The organism is Roseateles sp. GW821-FHT09H10 (assembly GCF_059415865.1).
Genome location: NZ_JBWKOB010000006.1, coordinates 70,547 through 85,297 on the forward strand (window position 1 = coordinate 70,547; position 14,751 = coordinate 85,297).

Below are 14,751 nucleotides of genomic sequence, written 5' to 3' on the forward strand. Positions count from 1 at the left end.
CCTCAGGCCAGGGCGCGTCCGATCAGGATCTTCTGCACTTCGCTCGTGCCTTCGTAGATCTGCGTCACGCGCACGTCGCGGTAGATGCGCTCGACCGGGAAGTCGCTGAGATAGCCATAGCCGCCATGGATCTGGATGGCATCCGAGCAGACCTTCTCGGCCATCTCGCTGGCGAAGAGCTTGGCCATGGCTGCCTCCTTCAGGCAGGGCCGGCCGGCATCCTTCAGGCTGGCGGCATGCCAGATCAGCTGGCGCGCGGCCTCGATCTGCATGGCCATCTCGGCCAGCTTGAACTGCACCGCCTGGTGGTTGAAGATGGGCTGGCCGAAGGTGACGCGGTCCTTGCTGTAGCGCAGCGCCGCTTCAAACGCCGCGCGCGCCATGCCAACGCTCTGCGAGGCGATGCCGATGCGCCCGCCCTCCAGGCCCGACAGCGCGATCTTCAGCCCCTGGCCTTCATCGCCGAGGCGGTTGGCGGCCGGCACGCGGCAGTTCTCGAACAGGATCTGGGCCGTGTCGCTGCTGTGCTGGCCCATCTTCTCCTCGATGCGCGCCACCGTGTAGCCGGGCGTGCTGGTCGGCACGACGAAGGCGCTGATGCCCTTCTTGCCGGCCGCCTTGTCGGTCACGGCCATGACGATCGCGACATCGCCATGCTTGCCGCTGGTGATGAACTGCTTGACGCCGTTGAGCACATAGTGGTCGCCATCGCTGTCATTGACACGCTGGGCCGTCGTGCGCAGGCCGCCGGCCTCGGAGCCGACATGGGGCTCGGTCAGGCAGAAGGCGCCCAGCATGTCGCCGCGCGCCAGCGGCTTCAGGAAGCGCTCCTTCTGCTCGTCGTTGGCAAAGGCCATCAGGATGGAACAGACCGGGCAGTTGTTGACGCTGACGACGGTGCTGGTGCCGCCATCGCCCGCGCCGATCTCTTCCAGGATGACGGCCAGGGCCAGGTAGTCCAGGCCCGCGCCGTCCCATTCGGTGGGCACGGCCACGCCGTAGCAGCCCAGGGCGGCCAGGCCCTTCAGCTGCTCGGCCGGAAAGTGGTGGTTCTTGTCCCAGGCCGCGGCGTGGGGGGCGATCTCGGCCTGCACGAAGGCGCGGATGGCGTCCTGTACGGCGAGGTGGTCTTCGGGGAGGAGCATGGGTGGCGCTTTCCGACAACGTTGGGGATGGCGCTATTGTCGACTTGCGCGTTTGCGAACCCGTTCACCCCGTTTGCCCGCCGCCACCGTAGAAGCAGGAGCCACCCGACCACGGAGTTCCTCCATGCCCTCTGCCAGAACGCTTCGCTCACTGCTCGCGCTGTTGACGCTGGCGGCCTCGGCCGCCTTCGCGCTCAGCCCGCCGGTCCAGACACCCAAGCCCCCGCCGCCGATCGCGCCGCCCATGCCGCGCTTCGTCGTGCCCGACGCCGCTGTGCCGCTGACGCTGCAGCGCATGCAGGTGCAGGCCACGCTGGCCGGCACCCAGGCGCAGACGCGCATCGAGCTGGTCGTGCACAACCCCAACCCACGCCAGCTCGAGGCGACGCTGGAGTTCCCGCTGGACGCCGGCCAGAGCGTCGTCGGCTTCGCGCTGGACATCCGCGGCGAGATGATCGCCGCCGTGCCGGTGCCCAAGGACAAGGGCCGCCAGGTGTTCGACGACATCACGCGCCGCCGCGTCGACCCGGCCCTGCTGGAACGCACCGCCGGCAACAACTTCAAGCTGCGCATCTACCCCGTGCCGCCCAACGGCGAGCGACGCGTCACGCTGCAGCTGGCCGAGACCCTGCAGCCCAACCCGCAGGGCCGGCTGCACTACCGGCTGCCGCTGAACTTCGGCCAGCCCATCGGCCAGTTCGAAGGGCGCTTCGACCTGCGCGGCGGCGCCTCGGCCCAGGCCAGCGGCGCCCTGGCCGGCGCGGAGGCCTTCACGCGCGGCGACCAGACCTCGCTGCAGCTGCAGCGCCGCGACTGGCAGCCCCGCGAGGCCCTGGCCCTGAGCTGGGCCGGCAGCGGCGGCGACAGCGTCGTCGTGAACGAGCATGCCGGCGCGGTCTACGCCTATGCCGAGCTCGCCGCCGCCGAGGGCCCGCGCGGCCCGGCCCGTCTGCCGCGCGAGCTCAACCTGGTCTGGGACGCCTCGGGCTCCGGCGCCGAGCGCGACCACGCCCGCGAGTTCGCGCTGCTGGACGCCCTCTTCGCCGCCGCCCGCGACCTGTGCGTGCACCTGACGGTGGCGCGCGACGCCGCCGAGGCCGTGCGCGTCTTCGAGGTTCGCGGCGGCGACTGGCAGGCCCTGCGCCGCACCCTGCAGCAACTGCCCTATGACGGCGCCAGCAGCCCCGCGGCCTGGCTCGCCGGCCTGTCCGCGGCAGCACCTGGAACCCACACGATGAGCCTGCTGTTCAGCGACGGTCTCGCCACCTGGCCGGCCCTGGGCAGCAAGCCGCCCGCCGGCCCGGTGTTCGCCGTGAGCGCCGCCAACCGGGCCGACCTGCCACGGCTGCGCCGCCTGGCCGAGACCAGCGGTGCACGCCTGCTGGACCTGAACCGCATGGACACGGCGGCGGCCCTGGCCGCCCTGACGCGGCCAGGCCTGCGCATCGTCGACATCCGCGGCGAAGGTGTCGAAGGCCTCGAGGACATCGTCGCCGAATCCCTCTATCCGGAGAACGGTCGCTTCGCGATCGCCGCGCGCCAGGGCACGGTCACGGCCCAGATGCTCGTCACCCTGGTCGACGCCCAGGGACGGCGCAGCCAGCGCCGGCTGGACCTGAAGGCGCCGACCGAGGTGGCACCGTCCGACGAAGCCACGCTGCCGCTGGCGGCGCGGCGCTGGGCAGAGCTGCGCGTTGCCGAACTCTCGGCCGACGCGCAGCGCCACCGCGCGCAGATCCGCCGCCTGGGGGAGCAGTTCCGCCTCCTCAGCGACGAGACTTCGCTGATCGTGCTGGACGAGCTGGCCGACTATGTGCGCTACGAGATCGTGCCGCCCACCGCCGCCATGCGCGCGGCCTATCAGCGCAGCCTGGGCCAGCGTGACGCCACGCGCCAGGCCGACCGGGAGCGGCATCTCGAGGGCCTGGTGAAGCGCTTTGCCGAGCGCCAGGCCTGGTGGTCCCGGGAGTTCCCGCAGCGCCCGCCCGAGCCCGTGCCGGCCGTGGCGGCTCAGGCCGGCACGCCACCCCTGCCGCAGGAGCCCAGGCGCCAGCTGCAGGCCTCGCCCGCTCCGGCACCCAAGATGGCCGCCGAGGTGGCTCGGCCCATCAGTGCGCTGCCCGCCGCTCCCGCGCCGGCGGCCCCGGCTCCGGCCCTGGCGCGCGCGGCGGCCCCCGCCCTGCAATCCGCGCAGATGGCCGACGCTCGCGTGATGCGCGAGGAAGCCAGTGGCGGCCAGGCCAACGCCCCCGTCGCCAGCATCGCGCTGCGCGCCTGGGAGCCCAACGCCAGCTATGTGCGCCGCCTGCGCGAGGCGAGCGACGCCGAGCGCTATGCCTTCTATCTGGATGAGCGGCCCGCCTATCCGTCCAGCACGGCCTTCTTCATCGACGCGGCCGAGATCTTCTTCGCCAAGGGCCAGCGCGAACTGGCGCTGCGCGTGCTGTCCAACCTCGCCGAGATGGAACTGGAGAACCGCCACATCCTGCGCATCCTGGCCTACCGCCTGCTGCAGGCCAACGAGACGGCCCTGGCCGTGCCGCTGCTGGAGCGCGTGCGTGAACTGGCGCCGGACGAGCCGCAGTCCTCGCGTGACCTCGCCCTGGCCCTCGCGCCCACCCAGCCCCAGCGCGCCGTCGACCTGCTGTGGGATGTGGCCAGCCGGGCCTGGGACGGGCGCTTCTCCGACATCGACCTGATCGCGCTGAGCGAGCTCAACGCCCTCGCCGCGCGCACGCCGAAGCTGGACTTGTCGCGCGTCGATGCACGCCTGCGCGGCAACCTGCCGCTGGACCTGCGCACCGTGCTGACCTGGGATGCCGACAATACCGACATCGATCTCTGGGTCACCGATCCCGATGGCGAGCGGGCCTATTACGGCAACCGCCTGACACGCCAGGGCGGCGCGATGTCGCGCGACTTCACCGGCGGCTACGGCCCCGAGGAGTTCTCGCTGCGCCGCGCCAAGCCGGGCCGCTACGAGGTGCGCGCCCAGTTCTTCGGCCACCGCCAGCAGCTGGTCTCGCCCTACACGACGCTGATGCTGTGGCTGTCCACCGGCTTCGGCACGCCGGGGCAGAAGGATGAGCGTGTCGTGCTGCGCCTGTCCGGCAGTGGCCAGCAGGTGCTGGTGGGCAGTTTTGAAGTGGCGGGGAATACCGCCAAGTCGACGAATTAGGCACCAGCCGCGGCGGCCGTCCTCAGAATGCATTTCACGGGCGGGCGCCGGCTGGGCATACTCGGCCTTGGTGAGCTTCGCTTCCGCTTCCACTCCAGCTGTCGTGCTGCCACTGGCTGCACGGCGAGTGGCTTGGCTGTTGCTGGGCATGGCGGTGCTGCTGGCCGCGCTGGGCGTGTTCGCCGTGACCGCCCTGTCCGCGGCGCGGGCCTATGTGGCCGGCGAGAGCCAGTGGTCGCGGGCGCAGAAGAGCGCCGCCCTGGCCCTGGTGCTCTATCTGCAGACCGGCGACGAGGCGCAGTACCAGGTCTTCGAGCGAGAGATCGCCATCCCGCTGAACGACCGGCGCGCCCGCGAGGCCATGGACCGCGGCAGCGCGCATGACGACGAAGCGAGACAGGGCTTCATCGACGGGCGCAATCACGCCGACGATGTGGCCGGCATGGTCCGCCTCTACCGCTGCTGCCGCGGCCTGCCCTATATGCGGGACTCGGTGGCCATCTGGCGCGAGGCCGACGAGTTGATCGCCGAGCTGCAGGCGCTGGCCCGCCAGGCACGCACCCTGCCGGCCGCGGAACGCGCGGCGCTGCAGCATCGCGTGCTGGCGCTGGACGCACGCCTGACGCCGCTGGAGCAGCGCTTCTCGGCCAGCCTGGGCCTGGCCTCGCGCCTCACGACGGCGGGCGTCAGCGTGCTGGTCATCGTCAGCGTCCTGCTCTTCGGCCTGGCCGCCGCCGGCCTGGTGATGCGCCGCGCCCGCGAAGACCAGGCCGCCGCCCAGGCCCTGCAGCGCAGCGAGGCGCTGTTCCGGTCGCTGTGGGAGACCAGCATCGACGGCGCCGTCATCATCGACGGCGGCAGCCGCATCCGCTTCGCCAACCCGGCCATCCATGCCCTGCTGGGCCATGCGCCAGGCAGCCTGGCCGGCCAGCCGCTGGCGACGCTGCAGCCGCAGGGCTTGCGCGAGGCGCACGCCACGGGGCTGGCCCGCCACATGGCGACCGGAGAGAAGCGCCTGGACTGGCGCGGCGTCGAGACCCTGGCCCTGCACGCCGACGGCCGCGAACTGCCGGTGGAGGTGCGCTTCTCGCGTTTCGAGCTCGACGGCGAGCCGCTGTTCGTCGGCTTGCTGCACGACATCACCGAGCGCAAGGCCGCCCAGCGGGCCGCGGCGGAGCATCTGCGGCTGCAGGAGTCGGACCGGCTGAAGTCCGAGTTCCTCGCCCGCATGAGCCATGAGCTGCGCACGCCATTGAACGCCATCATCGGCTTCACCGACCTGATCCACGCCGGCCGCAGCGGCCCGGTCAGCGCCGAGCAGCAGCGCCAGCTCAGCTTCGTCGCCAGCTCGGGCCGCCACCTGCTCGCCCTCATCAACGACCTGCTGGACCTGTCGCGCATCGAGTCCGGCCGCCTGGACCTCAGCATCGAAGCCCTGGACATCGCCGCGCTGGCCGCCGAGGTGGCCGGACAGCTGCGCCCGTTGGCCGAGGCACGCGCCCTGGCGCTGAAGCTGGACATGCCGGCACCCCTGCCCTGGCGCGGCGATCGCCGCAAGCTGCTGCAGGTGCTGCTCAACCTGGTCGGCAACGCGATCAAGTTCAGCGAGAAAGGCGAAGTCGAGATCCACGCCCGGCAGCAGGGCGGTGGCCTCGTCATCGCGGTGAGGGACCACGGGCCCGGCGTCCCGCAGGAGCACCGCGCCCTGCTCTTCCAGCCCTTCCGCCGGCTCGAGGGAGGCGTCGCCCATGCCCAGGAGGGCAGCGGCCTGGGTCTGTATCTGAGCGCACAGCTGCTGGGCCGGATGCAGGGCCGCATCCGCCACGAGGCCGCCGAGGGCGGCGGCTCCCGCTTCATCATCGACCTGGAACCCCTGCCATGACGCGCCCCCGCGTGCTGCTGGTGGAAGACAACGCAGCCAACGCCTATCTCGCCCGCTATGTGCTGGAAGGTGCGGGCTTCGAGGTCGAGTGGGTGGGCAATGGCCAGCTGGCCCTGGAAGCGGCAGCCGCGAACCGGCCCGCCATCATCCTGATGGACCTGCGCATGCCCGTGCTGGACGGCTACGAGGCCACGCGCCGCCTCAAGGCCGACCCGGCCCTGCGCGATGTGCCCGTGCTGGCCATGAGCGCCGAGGCCATGCCGACCGAAAAGGCCCGCGCGCTAGCCGCCGGCTGCGCCGCCCACATCGGCAAGCCCATCGACGTGGCGACGCTGGCCGAGGAGGTCAGGCGCTGGCTGACTTGACCAGCAGGGTGCCGCGCCCGACGACGCAGGGATGGGCATGGCGTACCGTCGCCCGCCCGTCCAGCTGCGCCAGCCACCCACCCAGCGTCGCATTCCATTCCACGCTGGCCACGCGCCAGTGCACGATCAGATCCTGCTCGGCGAATACCGGCGCCTTGAAGGCGAAATTGAAGTTCAGGCACAGCAGCTCGCGGGCTTCGCCATCGTCATCGCTGCGCGAGAAGTGGCTGGCCACCAGGCCGATCATCATGGCCGTCGTCTGCTGGCCGCTGGCGATGATCTCGCCGTGGCGGGCCCGCTGGGCCGCCTGCACGTCATGGTGCAGGGGATTGGTGTCGCCGGTCAGGCGGGCAAAGGCGGCGATGTCCTCGCGCGTGAAGCGGATCTGGCGCTCGCAGGTTTCGCCCACGCGGATCAGGGCGGCGGTCTCGGCTTCGGCAAAGGTCGTGTCCATGGACCGAGACCTTAGCGCAGACCAGGGACAGGCCGCGCCGCCGATTAAGGGGACTCACCAGTCCAGGCGCTGCCCGTCGTAGTTGAAGAAACTGCCCGTATCCGCCGGCTTCAGGGTCGCCAGCACGGTGCGCATGCCGGCGATGCTGGTCGTGGCGTCGATGTCGGCACCCGCGCCCCCCATGTCGGTGCGCACCCAGCCGGGGTGGAAGCTCACGACGGTGGCCTTGCCTGCCAGCGTCAGCGCGGCGTCCTTCATCACCGAGTTCACGGCCGCCTTGGAGGCGCGGTAGAGCCAGCTCGCCGCATTGGTGCGCAGCGCGATGGAGCCCATGCGCGAGGAGATGATGGCGACACGCGCTGCCGGCGCCAGGGCTTCGGCGATCTGCGGCAGCAGCCGCATCGGCCCCAGCACATTGGTGTGCATGACCGCATCGAAGTCGGCCTCGGTGGGCGTCTCCAGGCCCTCGGTGCGGGAACCGAAGACCCCGGCATTGATGACCACGACGTCGAAGCTTTCGCCATCGACGAGCCAGGCCAGGCCGGACACGCTGGCGGCGTCGGCCACGTCCAGCTTCAGTGCGCGCGCACCATGGGCGTGCAGGCGCTCCAACGCGGCTTCGTCGCGGGCCGTGGCGGTGATGCGGGCGCCGGCGGCGCGGTACTGGCGGACAAACTCCAGGCCCAGGCCGCGCGAAGCGCCGATGATCAGAACGTTCATGGTTTGGTCAATGCGAGTTTCGCGGCCAGCACGGTGAAGAGGCCGGCGCCGCCGAGGTTGAGGCTGCGCCCCACCCAGGGCCGCGGCTGGCTGCGGCGCAGCGGCGCCACCAGCACGATGAGGGCCAGCAGGAAGAGCAGGCCCTGGACGATGAACCAGGCGCCGAGGAAGAGGAAGGCCAGGGTCTTGTCCGGCGCGGCGGCGTCGATGAACTGCGGCAGCAGCGCGAGGAAGAACAGCGCCACCTTGGGATTCAGCGCATTCGTGAAGAAGCCCTGGCGCACCGTGCGCCACAGCGAGGGCGGCGCGCTGACCTCGGCCGCGGCCGACGCCGGCTTCAGGCCCGCCTTGGCCATGCCCCAGGCGACATAGAGCAGATAGGCCGCCCCCACCAGCTTGACGACCGTGAAGGCCTCGGCCGATGTCGCCAGTAGCGCCGCCAGGCCGAAGGCCGCGGCCAGCGTGTGCAGCACGCAGCCGCCCATGATGCCGACGGCGGCCGCCACGCCCTGGCGCCAGCCGCCGCGCAGCGTGCTGGCCACCGTGTAGGCCATGTCGACGCCGGGGGTTGCGTTGAGGACGAAGACAGTGGCTGAGAACAGCAGGAGGTCGTGGGTGCCGAGCATGGAAGGCCTCAGATGGCGGGGCGTGCGCTGCCTAGTGTCACCTACGTCAACGAGGCGGGGCTTTCGAGGGCTTGCGCGGCGGCATGTCCTCGAGAACCTTCAGCATATCGTTGGCCCGGGCGACAACCCAGGCCTTCGACTCTGCATTCATGAGGCCCGAATGGTGGTCCATCGAGGCCTCGTTCAGTGGAAAGATCCATTCTTCACATACGCCTGCCGCGCTCAGGCTCGGCAGGTCGGCATCCGGCACCTGGGTAGCGACGGCACCAGGCCAGGGGTGGAAGCGGCGACGATCCTGGGTCTGGCGGAGCCGATCGGCTGGCGAGTTGATCCGCGCAAAGACGAGCAACCGTGAGCCGGGCTTGAAGCCCAGCGGCAGCAACACGCGCACTTCAGGCGCTCCACCGCCCTTGAACCAGCGCGCCACCTCCAGCCGCCCGATCGCAGATCCGGTCAGATCCTCATGATTCCCGTCGCTGATTTCAACCAGCCGGCCGACGAAAACGGCGGAGGCTGCGCTGCTGTAGGCCTGCACCTCGGCGACCGGAGCGTCCTTGTGCGGCGGGTATAGCGGCGGACACTTGATCGCCCAGGCGGCATCGACAGCACCGGCACCCAGGGCCAGCAACAGCAGGCAACTGCGGCGCCGGCGGCGAACTGTCATTCAGAGCATCTCCACGGCGGAGGCTCCCGGCAAGGCGCTACTTGCCGACGCTCACCAGCGGCTGCCCGCCCCCACCCAGCAGCACGGTGTTGCCGGCCTTGTTGGCGATGGCCAGGGCCGCGTCGCGCTGCAGCTCGGCAAGCTTGATTTCCTTCAGCGCCGGCGTCAGCGACGCGCTGATGATCTGGTTGGCGCGCGCCTGGCCCTCGGCCTCGACGATGAGGCGTTCAGCCTCGGCCTTGGCAAGCTCGACCTCCTTGCGCTTGCGCTCGATGGCCTGGTCGGTCTCGGCGCGCTGGCGGATGGCGGCCTCGATGGCCGGGTCGGTCAGCAGATTGCGCACATTGACGGCCGTCACGACGAAGGCGCCCTTGTCGGTGCCGTCCAGCTCGGCCTGCAGGCCGGCGCGCACGCGCTCGGACAGCTCGGCCCGCTTGGTGTGCATGGTCGTGGCGTCCATCTCGGCGATGGCCTTGTAGACCGCCTCGCGGGCCTCGCGCGACACGCGGCTGTAGGCGATGACGAGGTCCTTGCTGCCGTCGCGCACGACGTCGGCGTGGCGCACGACATCGCCCTGGTACTTGGTGAACAGCCCCGGAATGGCGGCCGGCATGACCTTGAAGTAGACGTCGATATCCACGTCCTTCATGGTCAGGTTGTCGCGGCTCTTGGGCGTCATGTCGGCCAGCTGGAAGCTGATCTCCTTGGCCGTGAACTCGTCCACCGTCTTGAACAGCGTCATGTAGATGCCGGGCGGCAGCGCCTCGGTGCTGACCTTGCCGAGGGTGCGCTCGACGCCGACGTTGCCGGTGTCGATCTGGGTGCAGCCGGCCAGCAGCGCGGCGAGGGTCAGCAACAGGGGTCTGAGGGTCATAGGACTTTCAGCGCGTTGGAGTGGTAGGCGACGACGAGGGCGGCCAGCAGCACGGCTGCGATCGCCGCCAGGCGCACGCCGTGGCGCGCCCAGCGGTTGAGGCTGGGGCGGCCGCTCAGCTGCCACAGGCCGTAGGCGACGAGGGCGGCGACGAAGAGGAGGATGAAATGACGCACGGGGCGGAGTATCTAGCGGCGCGGCCGGCGTTGCAGCGCAGCTTCAAGTCGCCTGAGCAAGGGTTCCTCCTGCTCCAGCGCGTCCCTCGACCCGGGCACCAGCTTCAACGCCTGCCGGTTGTGGCAAGCCCGCAACTCAACTGCGCTGAGTGACGGAAAGTCGATGTCAGGCCACGGTACTCCCTCGGAGCAGCGGCCTTCGGTGAGCACATCGCATGCAACCTGGCGATAGCGCTGCTGATCGAGCCGTCTCACCATCAACCGGTTACGCTCTTCCAGCGACAGCGCATGTGCGAAGACCAGCAGGCGCTGGCCCGGCTCAATGGATTCCGGCAGCACCAGCCGCACCTGCCCGCCCGCTTCTCCCTTGAACTCGCGTTCCACCGTCACGCGACCAATGGCAAAGGCCAGACGGTCCTGTGGATCGCCTTCGACGTCCCCCACCTTGCCCACGAAGACTGCCGACGCCTGCGCCAGCAGCGTCTCCGGCCAGGGCGGCTCTGAAGGCGAACGCATGCAGGCCAGCGGCCAAGCTTCGGCGGCAACACCACCCAGCGCCAAGGCTGTGAGGAGTTGGCGCCGGCCCCTTGTCATCGAATCAGAGCATCTCGACGGCCAGTGCGGTGGCTTCACCGCCGCCAATGCACAACGCCGCCATGCCGCGCTTGAGGCCACGGGCCTTCAGTGCGCCCAGCAGCGTGACGACGATGCGCGCGCCGCTGGCGCCGATGGGATGGCCCAGGGCCACGGCGCCGCCATTCACGTTGACGATGTCGTGCGGCAGCTTGAACTCGGCCATGGCCGCCATGGTGACGGCGGCAAAGGCTTCATTGACTTCCCACAGGTCGACCTGCCCAGCCTGCCAGCCGGCCTTGGCCAGGGCCTTCTGGATGGCGCCAGCGGGAGCCGTGCTGAACCATTCCGGCGCCTGGGCGTGCACGGCATGGCTGACGATGCGGGCGATGGGCTGCAGGCCGCGGGCCTTGGCGGTGCTCTCGCGCATCAGCACCAGGGCGGCGGCGCCGTCGGAGATGCTGGACGAGGTGGCGGCCGTGATGGCGCCGTCCTTCTTGAAGGCGGGCTTCAGCGACGGGATCTTGTCGAGCTTGGCCTTGAAGGGCTGCTCGTCGAACTTGATGACGGTGTCGCCCTTGGGGCCGGACAAGGTCACCGGTGCCATTTCCCAGTCGAAGGCGCCGCTCTCGTTGGCGGCCTTGGCGCGCTGGGTGGAGGTGATGGCGTACTGGTCCATGGCCTCGCGGCTGAAGCTGTACTTGGCCACGCACTGCTCGGCGAACACACCCATGGCCTTGCCGCGCTCGTAGGCGTCTTCCAGGCCGTCCAGGGCCATGTGGTCGTAGACGGCGCTGGCGCCGTACTTGATGCCCTTGCGGGCGAACATCAGATGGGGCGCATTGGTCATGCTCTCCATGCCGCCGGCCACCATGACCTCGGCCGAGCCGGCCGCCAGCATGTCGTGGGCGAACATCATGGTGCGCATGCCGGAGCCGCACATCTTGCTCATGGTCACGGCGCCGGCCGAGTCCGGCAGGCCGGCCTTGCGCACGGCCTGGCGGGCGGGCGCCTGGCCCTGGCCGGCCATCAGGCAGTTGCCCATCAGCACCTCGTCGACGGCATCGCCCGGCACGCCGGCGCGCTCGACGGCCGCCTTGATGGCGATGGCGCCCAGCTCCCAGCCGGCGAGGCCGGCGAAATCACCCAGCAGGCCGCCGATGGGCGTGCGGGCGGCGGAAACGATGACGATGGGGTCGGACATGGCGATGTACTCCGTTGCGAACTCAGATGCGCCATTTTGACGCCATCAATTGACGTGCACGTCAATCACCGCCGAATGCCTGGGTCATTCGCCGGGACAAGGCCTTAGCGCCGCGGCGCCGAAGGCACGACGCCGCAGTCGATGGATCGGTTTTCGGGGCTGTGGCGCCGCATGGCGTGGCAGAGTTCGGCCCAGAAGCTGCGCGTCCAGGCCGCATGGCGCTGGGCGAAGGCCGGCGTGGCCGGTGCGAAATAGGGCTCCATGGCCGCCACCGGCGTCCACTCGACGAGTTCGGCGCGCTGCTCGGCTGTGAGGGCCTCGCGCACGGTCAGCAGCACATCGAAGCGCTGGGCCTGCAGCATGGCCACCTCGCTGTCGAAGGCGCCTATGGGTTCGACCACCCAGCCCCTCTCCCTGGCCATGGCCTCCTGGATGGAGCCGCCCAGGGCGCCGACGCGCCAGCGCAGCGGCAGCTGCATGCCGTCCCAGCCGGGGTCGGGCGTGCTGCCGGCGCGGCTGAACAGGGTCAGATGACCGAAGGCCAGCGCCCAGGCCATGTCCGGCCGGCCCTGCGCGTCCAGCGGAAAGACATAGGCCCTCAGCCGCTCCGGCGTGACCCCGTAGGCCAGCGCGAAGTGCACTTCCCCCTGGGCCAGCGCCGCACTGAGCCGGCGGGCCGGCAGCCGCACCAGTTCCACCGGGCAGCCCAGACGGCGCGCCGCGTCGCGCACCGCCACGACGGCCGCTCCGGGCGGATCGGCGAACTGCGGACCGTTGCCCATCAGGCTGGGCGGCGCCGCGCGGTCGCTGAAGCCCAGGCGGACGGACTCGGGGCAGGCCTGCGCGGCGGCCAGGGTCGCGCCTCCGGCCAGGGCAGCGGCACAGAGGGCGGAACGCCAGCGCGACATGGCGCCGAGTTTAGGAAGCCGGCCGCAGGCCTGTGCCCGGGTTTGCCCAGAGTCCGGCGATCTCAGCGTCGTGCCGCCTCCGCCGGCACATGGCTGCAGTCCACAGACCGGACATCGGGCAAGAGGCGGTGGTTATGCAGGCGCGACCCCTCAAGAGTGTGGATGTAGGCCCAACGGGCGCTTCCTAATATCACCCGCCAAGGAGGACACAGCCATGCCCAGGAACGACGCCCCTATGCGCTGGGGCTTCTACGTCGCCGGCGTCGGCGCCGCGGCGGCGACCACCTTTTTCGACGGGGTCCGCAACGGTGACGCCTCGGCCATGCGCAAGACGGGCATCGCGCTACGCGCGATGGTGGACGCAGACAGCATTACGACCACGAGCGCCAGCATGATGGCCTTGATGATCTTCTGCTTCGTGGCGGCGCTGATGGTGTTTGCGTACCGTCCGAAGGAGCAGCGCGAGGCTTTCGTGCTGGGCCTGGGCGTACTGGCGGCGCTGGGCCTCACCGTGCCGCCGACGCCGTCCACCGCGTTGCCGTCCGCCACGGCGTCGCCAGCGGCAGCGCCTTCACGCGCAGCGTCGGCCACCACCCGGACTGGCTTCAGTTGGATCGCCACCGCGCACGCACAGCCGACATCCACAGAGCCCGCCAAGGCCGCGCCGGCCGCTGCGGCCAACGTCTGGGTCTTCCTGGACGGCCCGCGGCGCCTGCAGCCGATGGAGACGCGCGTGCTGGTGTTCTCGCTGAACACGCGCTCGACCGTCGTGAATGCGCCGACCAGCCCGGCGTTCATGCTGTCGCTGCCCCCAGGCCGCTACCAGTTCGAGATCAGCCACCTCGGGTACCGGAGCACAGTCTTCAACATCGACCTCGTCGCCGGCCCGCAGGCGGTTCAGTTGCGGATGGAGGCAGTCAACATGGAGCTGCTCAACTTTTTTGGCCCCGCAAAAACCCGACCCAAGTCCAAGCCTGACCTCGCCCAGCGGCTGGACAGCGCCGCCCGCGCCTGCAGCACCACGCGCGACAAGGCGCAGGCCGCCGCGCCGCTCAAGGGCGTGGACAGCCGCTGGCTGGACAACCTCTCCGACGACGCGCGCCGTCTGCTGTGCCTGGCATGAAATGGGGCAGGCGCACGACGGCGGGCTGCAGGGGTAAGCCCTAGCGCCAGGCCGTGGCCGGCACCGTGCCGCATTCGGCCGGCCGGATCTCGGGCTCCAGGCGCCGCACGGCCTGGCAGAGCTGGCGCCAGAAGGCGCGCGACCATTCCGGGTGGCGCTGGGCGAAGGCCGGCGAGGCCGGCGCGAAATAGGGCAGCTTGGCCACGCCCGGCGTCCATTCGACAAGGTCGGCCCGCTGCTCGGGCGTCAGCACCTCGCGCGTGCTCAGCAGCAGGTCGAAGCGGCGCGCCTGCAGCATGGCCGGCCCGCCATCCAGCACGCCGATGGGCTCGGTCGTCCAGCCGCGATCGCGGGCGATGCTGTCCTGCACCGAGCCCGTCAGCACGCCCACGCGCAGCGCCGGCGGCAGGCGCTGCCCGTCCCAGCCGGCATCGACCGGCTCGCCCACGCGGCCGAACAGCGCGAGGTGGCCGAAAACCGGCGCCCAGGCCAGGTCCGGCCGCCCCTGGGCGTCGAGCGGGAACCGCAAGCTGCGCAGCCGCTCCGGCGTGATGCCGAACAGCAGCGCGAGGTCGACCTGGCCCTGGGCCAGCGAGGCCGACAGGCGGCGGTTGGGCAGGCGCACCAACTCGGCCTGGCAGCCCAGGCGCTTCACCGCCTCGCGCACGGCGACGACCTCCCAGCCGGGCGGCTCGGGGAAGCCAGGCCCCGAGCCCAACAGGCCGGGCGGCGAGGCCGCGTCGCTGAAGCCGATGCGCAGCGGCTGCGGGCAGGGGGCGGCGCGGGCCGATGTGGCGGCCCAGCACAGCAGGCAGGCCAGCATCGGGATCAGCGCACGCAACATCGCGCGAGTTTAGAA

15 protein-coding genes are annotated in these 14,751 nt (G+C 70.7%); 4 read left to right on the plus strand and 11 right to left on the minus strand.

All coding sequences use genetic code 11. From position 1 onward, the window contains the following. Positions 1-2: 2 nt before the first annotated feature. A complete protein-coding gene (locus AC07OY_RS24160) occupies positions 3-1,145 on the minus strand; it encodes an acyl-CoA dehydrogenase family protein (RefSeq protein ID WP_495045130.1) in 1,143 nt (380 codons plus the stop codon). A gap of 124 nt (positions 1,146-1,269) precedes the next feature. On the opposite strand from AC07OY_RS24160, the gene AC07OY_RS24165 reads away from it, so the two are divergent. The 3 genes from AC07OY_RS24165 to AC07OY_RS24175 all read left to right on the plus strand — a co-directional run bounded on the left by AC07OY_RS24165 (position 1,270) and on the right by AC07OY_RS24175 (position 6,570). Next, positions 1,270-4,323 (plus strand): DUF2135 domain-containing protein, encoded by a 3,054-nt coding sequence (locus tag AC07OY_RS24165; RefSeq protein ID WP_495045131.1) that lies wholly within the window; start codon positions 1,270-1,272, stop codon positions 4,321-4,323. A 127-nt stretch (positions 4,324-4,450) separates the two neighbouring features. Next, positions 4,451-6,205 (plus strand): PAS domain-containing sensor histidine kinase, encoded by a 1,755-nt coding sequence (locus AC07OY_RS24170; protein ID WP_495045132.1) that lies wholly within the window; start codon positions 4,451-4,453, stop codon positions 6,203-6,205. After that, positions 6,202-6,570: a response regulator gene (locus AC07OY_RS24175; RefSeq protein ID WP_495045133.1), complete on the plus strand. Its 369-nt coding sequence runs from the start codon at positions 6,202-6,204 to the stop codon at positions 6,568-6,570. Before AC07OY_RS24170 ends, AC07OY_RS24175 begins: the two co-directional genes overlap by 4 nt. Here AC07OY_RS24175 and AC07OY_RS24180 read toward each other — a convergent pair. The 9 genes from AC07OY_RS24180 to AC07OY_RS24220 all read right to left on the minus strand — a co-directional run bounded on the left by AC07OY_RS24180 (position 6,551) and on the right by AC07OY_RS24220 (position 12,769). Beyond that, positions 6,551-7,024, minus strand: coding sequence for a MaoC family dehydratase (locus tag AC07OY_RS24180; protein ID WP_495045134.1), 474 nt, complete (start codon positions 7,022-7,024; stop codon positions 6,551-6,553). The genes AC07OY_RS24175 and AC07OY_RS24180 overlap by 20 nt on opposite strands. Positions 7,025-7,078: 54 nt before the next feature. Continuing rightward, complete coding sequence (locus tag AC07OY_RS24185; protein WP_495045135.1) at positions 7,079-7,744, minus strand: SDR family oxidoreductase; 666 nt, start codon at positions 7,742-7,744, stop codon at positions 7,079-7,081. After that, the gene (locus AC07OY_RS24190; RefSeq protein WP_495045136.1) at positions 7,741-8,370 is read right to left on the minus strand and encodes a LysE family translocator; all 630 of its coding nucleotides are present in this window, start codon (positions 8,368-8,370) and stop codon (positions 7,741-7,743) included. Before AC07OY_RS24190 ends, AC07OY_RS24185 begins: the two co-directional genes overlap by 4 nt. Before the next feature lie 46 nt (positions 8,371-8,416). Further along, positions 8,417-9,034 (minus strand): hypothetical protein, encoded by a 618-nt coding sequence (locus tag AC07OY_RS24195; protein WP_495045137.1) that lies wholly within the window; start codon positions 9,032-9,034, stop codon positions 8,417-8,419. 37 nt (positions 9,035-9,071) lie between these two features. After that, the gene (locus tag AC07OY_RS24200; protein ID WP_495045138.1) at positions 9,072-9,908 is read right to left on the minus strand and encodes an SPFH domain-containing protein; all 837 of its coding nucleotides are present in this window, start codon (positions 9,906-9,908) and stop codon (positions 9,072-9,074) included. Then, positions 9,905-10,084, minus strand: coding sequence for a hypothetical protein (locus AC07OY_RS24205; RefSeq protein WP_495045139.1), 180 nt, complete (start codon positions 10,082-10,084; stop codon positions 9,905-9,907). Before AC07OY_RS24205 ends, AC07OY_RS24200 begins: the two co-directional genes overlap by 4 nt. Before the next feature lie 12 nt (positions 10,085-10,096). Continuing rightward, the gene (locus AC07OY_RS24210; protein ID WP_495045140.1) at positions 10,097-10,645 is read right to left on the minus strand and encodes a hypothetical protein; all 549 of its coding nucleotides are present in this window, start codon (positions 10,643-10,645) and stop codon (positions 10,097-10,099) included. Positions 10,646-10,682: 37 nt separating this feature from the next. Continuing rightward, positions 10,683-11,861: an acetyl-CoA C-acyltransferase gene (locus AC07OY_RS24215; protein WP_495045141.1), complete on the minus strand. Its 1,179-nt coding sequence runs from the start codon at positions 11,859-11,861 to the stop codon at positions 10,683-10,685. Positions 11,862-11,965: 104 nt separating this feature from the next. After that, positions 11,966-12,769 carry a hypothetical protein gene (locus tag AC07OY_RS24220; RefSeq protein WP_495045142.1) on the minus strand — a complete coding sequence of 268 codons (804 nt, stop codon included), beginning with the start codon at positions 12,767-12,769 and terminating at the stop codon, positions 11,966-11,968. A 214-nt stretch (positions 12,770-12,983) separates the two neighbouring features. Between AC07OY_RS24220 and AC07OY_RS24225 the strand changes: the two genes are divergently transcribed. Next, a complete protein-coding gene (locus AC07OY_RS24225) occupies positions 12,984-13,892 on the plus strand; it encodes a hypothetical protein (protein WP_495045143.1) in 909 nt (302 codons plus the stop codon). A 40-nt stretch (positions 13,893-13,932) separates the two neighbouring features. Here the strand turns inward: AC07OY_RS24225 and AC07OY_RS24230 are convergent, their stop codons facing one another. Then, positions 13,933-14,736 carry a hypothetical protein gene (locus AC07OY_RS24230; RefSeq protein WP_495045144.1) on the minus strand — a complete coding sequence of 268 codons (804 nt, stop codon included), beginning with the start codon at positions 14,734-14,736 and terminating at the stop codon, positions 13,933-13,935. Positions 14,737-14,751 lie beyond the last annotated feature (15 nt).

Bases quoted from the DNA above. Each gene is read 5' to 3' on its own strand.
- AC07OY_RS24160 (WP_495045130.1), bottom strand. From the start codon at position 1,145: ATGCTCCTCCCCGAAGACCACCTCGCCGTACAGGACGCCATCCGCGCC.
- AC07OY_RS24165 (WP_495045131.1), top strand. From the start codon at position 1,270: ATGCCCTCTGCCAGAACGCTTCGCTCACTGCTCGCGCTGTTGACGCTG.
- AC07OY_RS24175 (WP_495045133.1), top strand. From the start codon at position 6,202: ATGACGCGCCCCCGCGTGCTGCTGGTGGAAGACAACGCAGCCAACGCC.
- AC07OY_RS24180 (WP_495045134.1), bottom strand. From the start codon at position 7,024: ATGGACACGACCTTTGCCGAAGCCGAGACCGCCGCCCTGATCCGCGTG.
- AC07OY_RS24185 (WP_495045135.1), bottom strand. From the start codon at position 7,744: ATGAACGTTCTGATCATCGGCGCTTCGCGCGGCCTGGGCCTGGAGTTT.
- AC07OY_RS24190 (WP_495045136.1), bottom strand. From the start codon at position 8,370: ATGCTCGGCACCCACGACCTCCTGCTGTTCTCAGCCACTGTCTTCGTC.
- AC07OY_RS24195 (WP_495045137.1), bottom strand. From the start codon at position 9,034: ATGACAGTTCGCCGCCGGCGCCGCAGTTGCCTGCTGTTGCTGGCCCTG.
- AC07OY_RS24200 (WP_495045138.1), bottom strand. From the start codon at position 9,908: ATGACCCTCAGACCCCTGTTGCTGACCCTCGCCGCGCTGCTGGCCGGC.
- AC07OY_RS24215 (WP_495045141.1), bottom strand. From the start codon at position 11,861: ATGTCCGACCCCATCGTCATCGTTTCCGCCGCCCGCACGCCCATCGGC.
- AC07OY_RS24220 (WP_495045142.1), bottom strand. From the start codon at position 12,769: ATGTCGCGCTGGCGTTCCGCCCTCTGTGCCGCTGCCCTGGCCGGAGGC.
- AC07OY_RS24225 (WP_495045143.1), top strand. From the start codon at position 12,984: ATGCCCAGGAACGACGCCCCTATGCGCTGGGGCTTCTACGTCGCCGGC.
- AC07OY_RS24230 (WP_495045144.1), bottom strand. From the start codon at position 14,736: ATGTTGCGTGCGCTGATCCCGATGCTGGCCTGCCTGCTGTGCTGGGCC.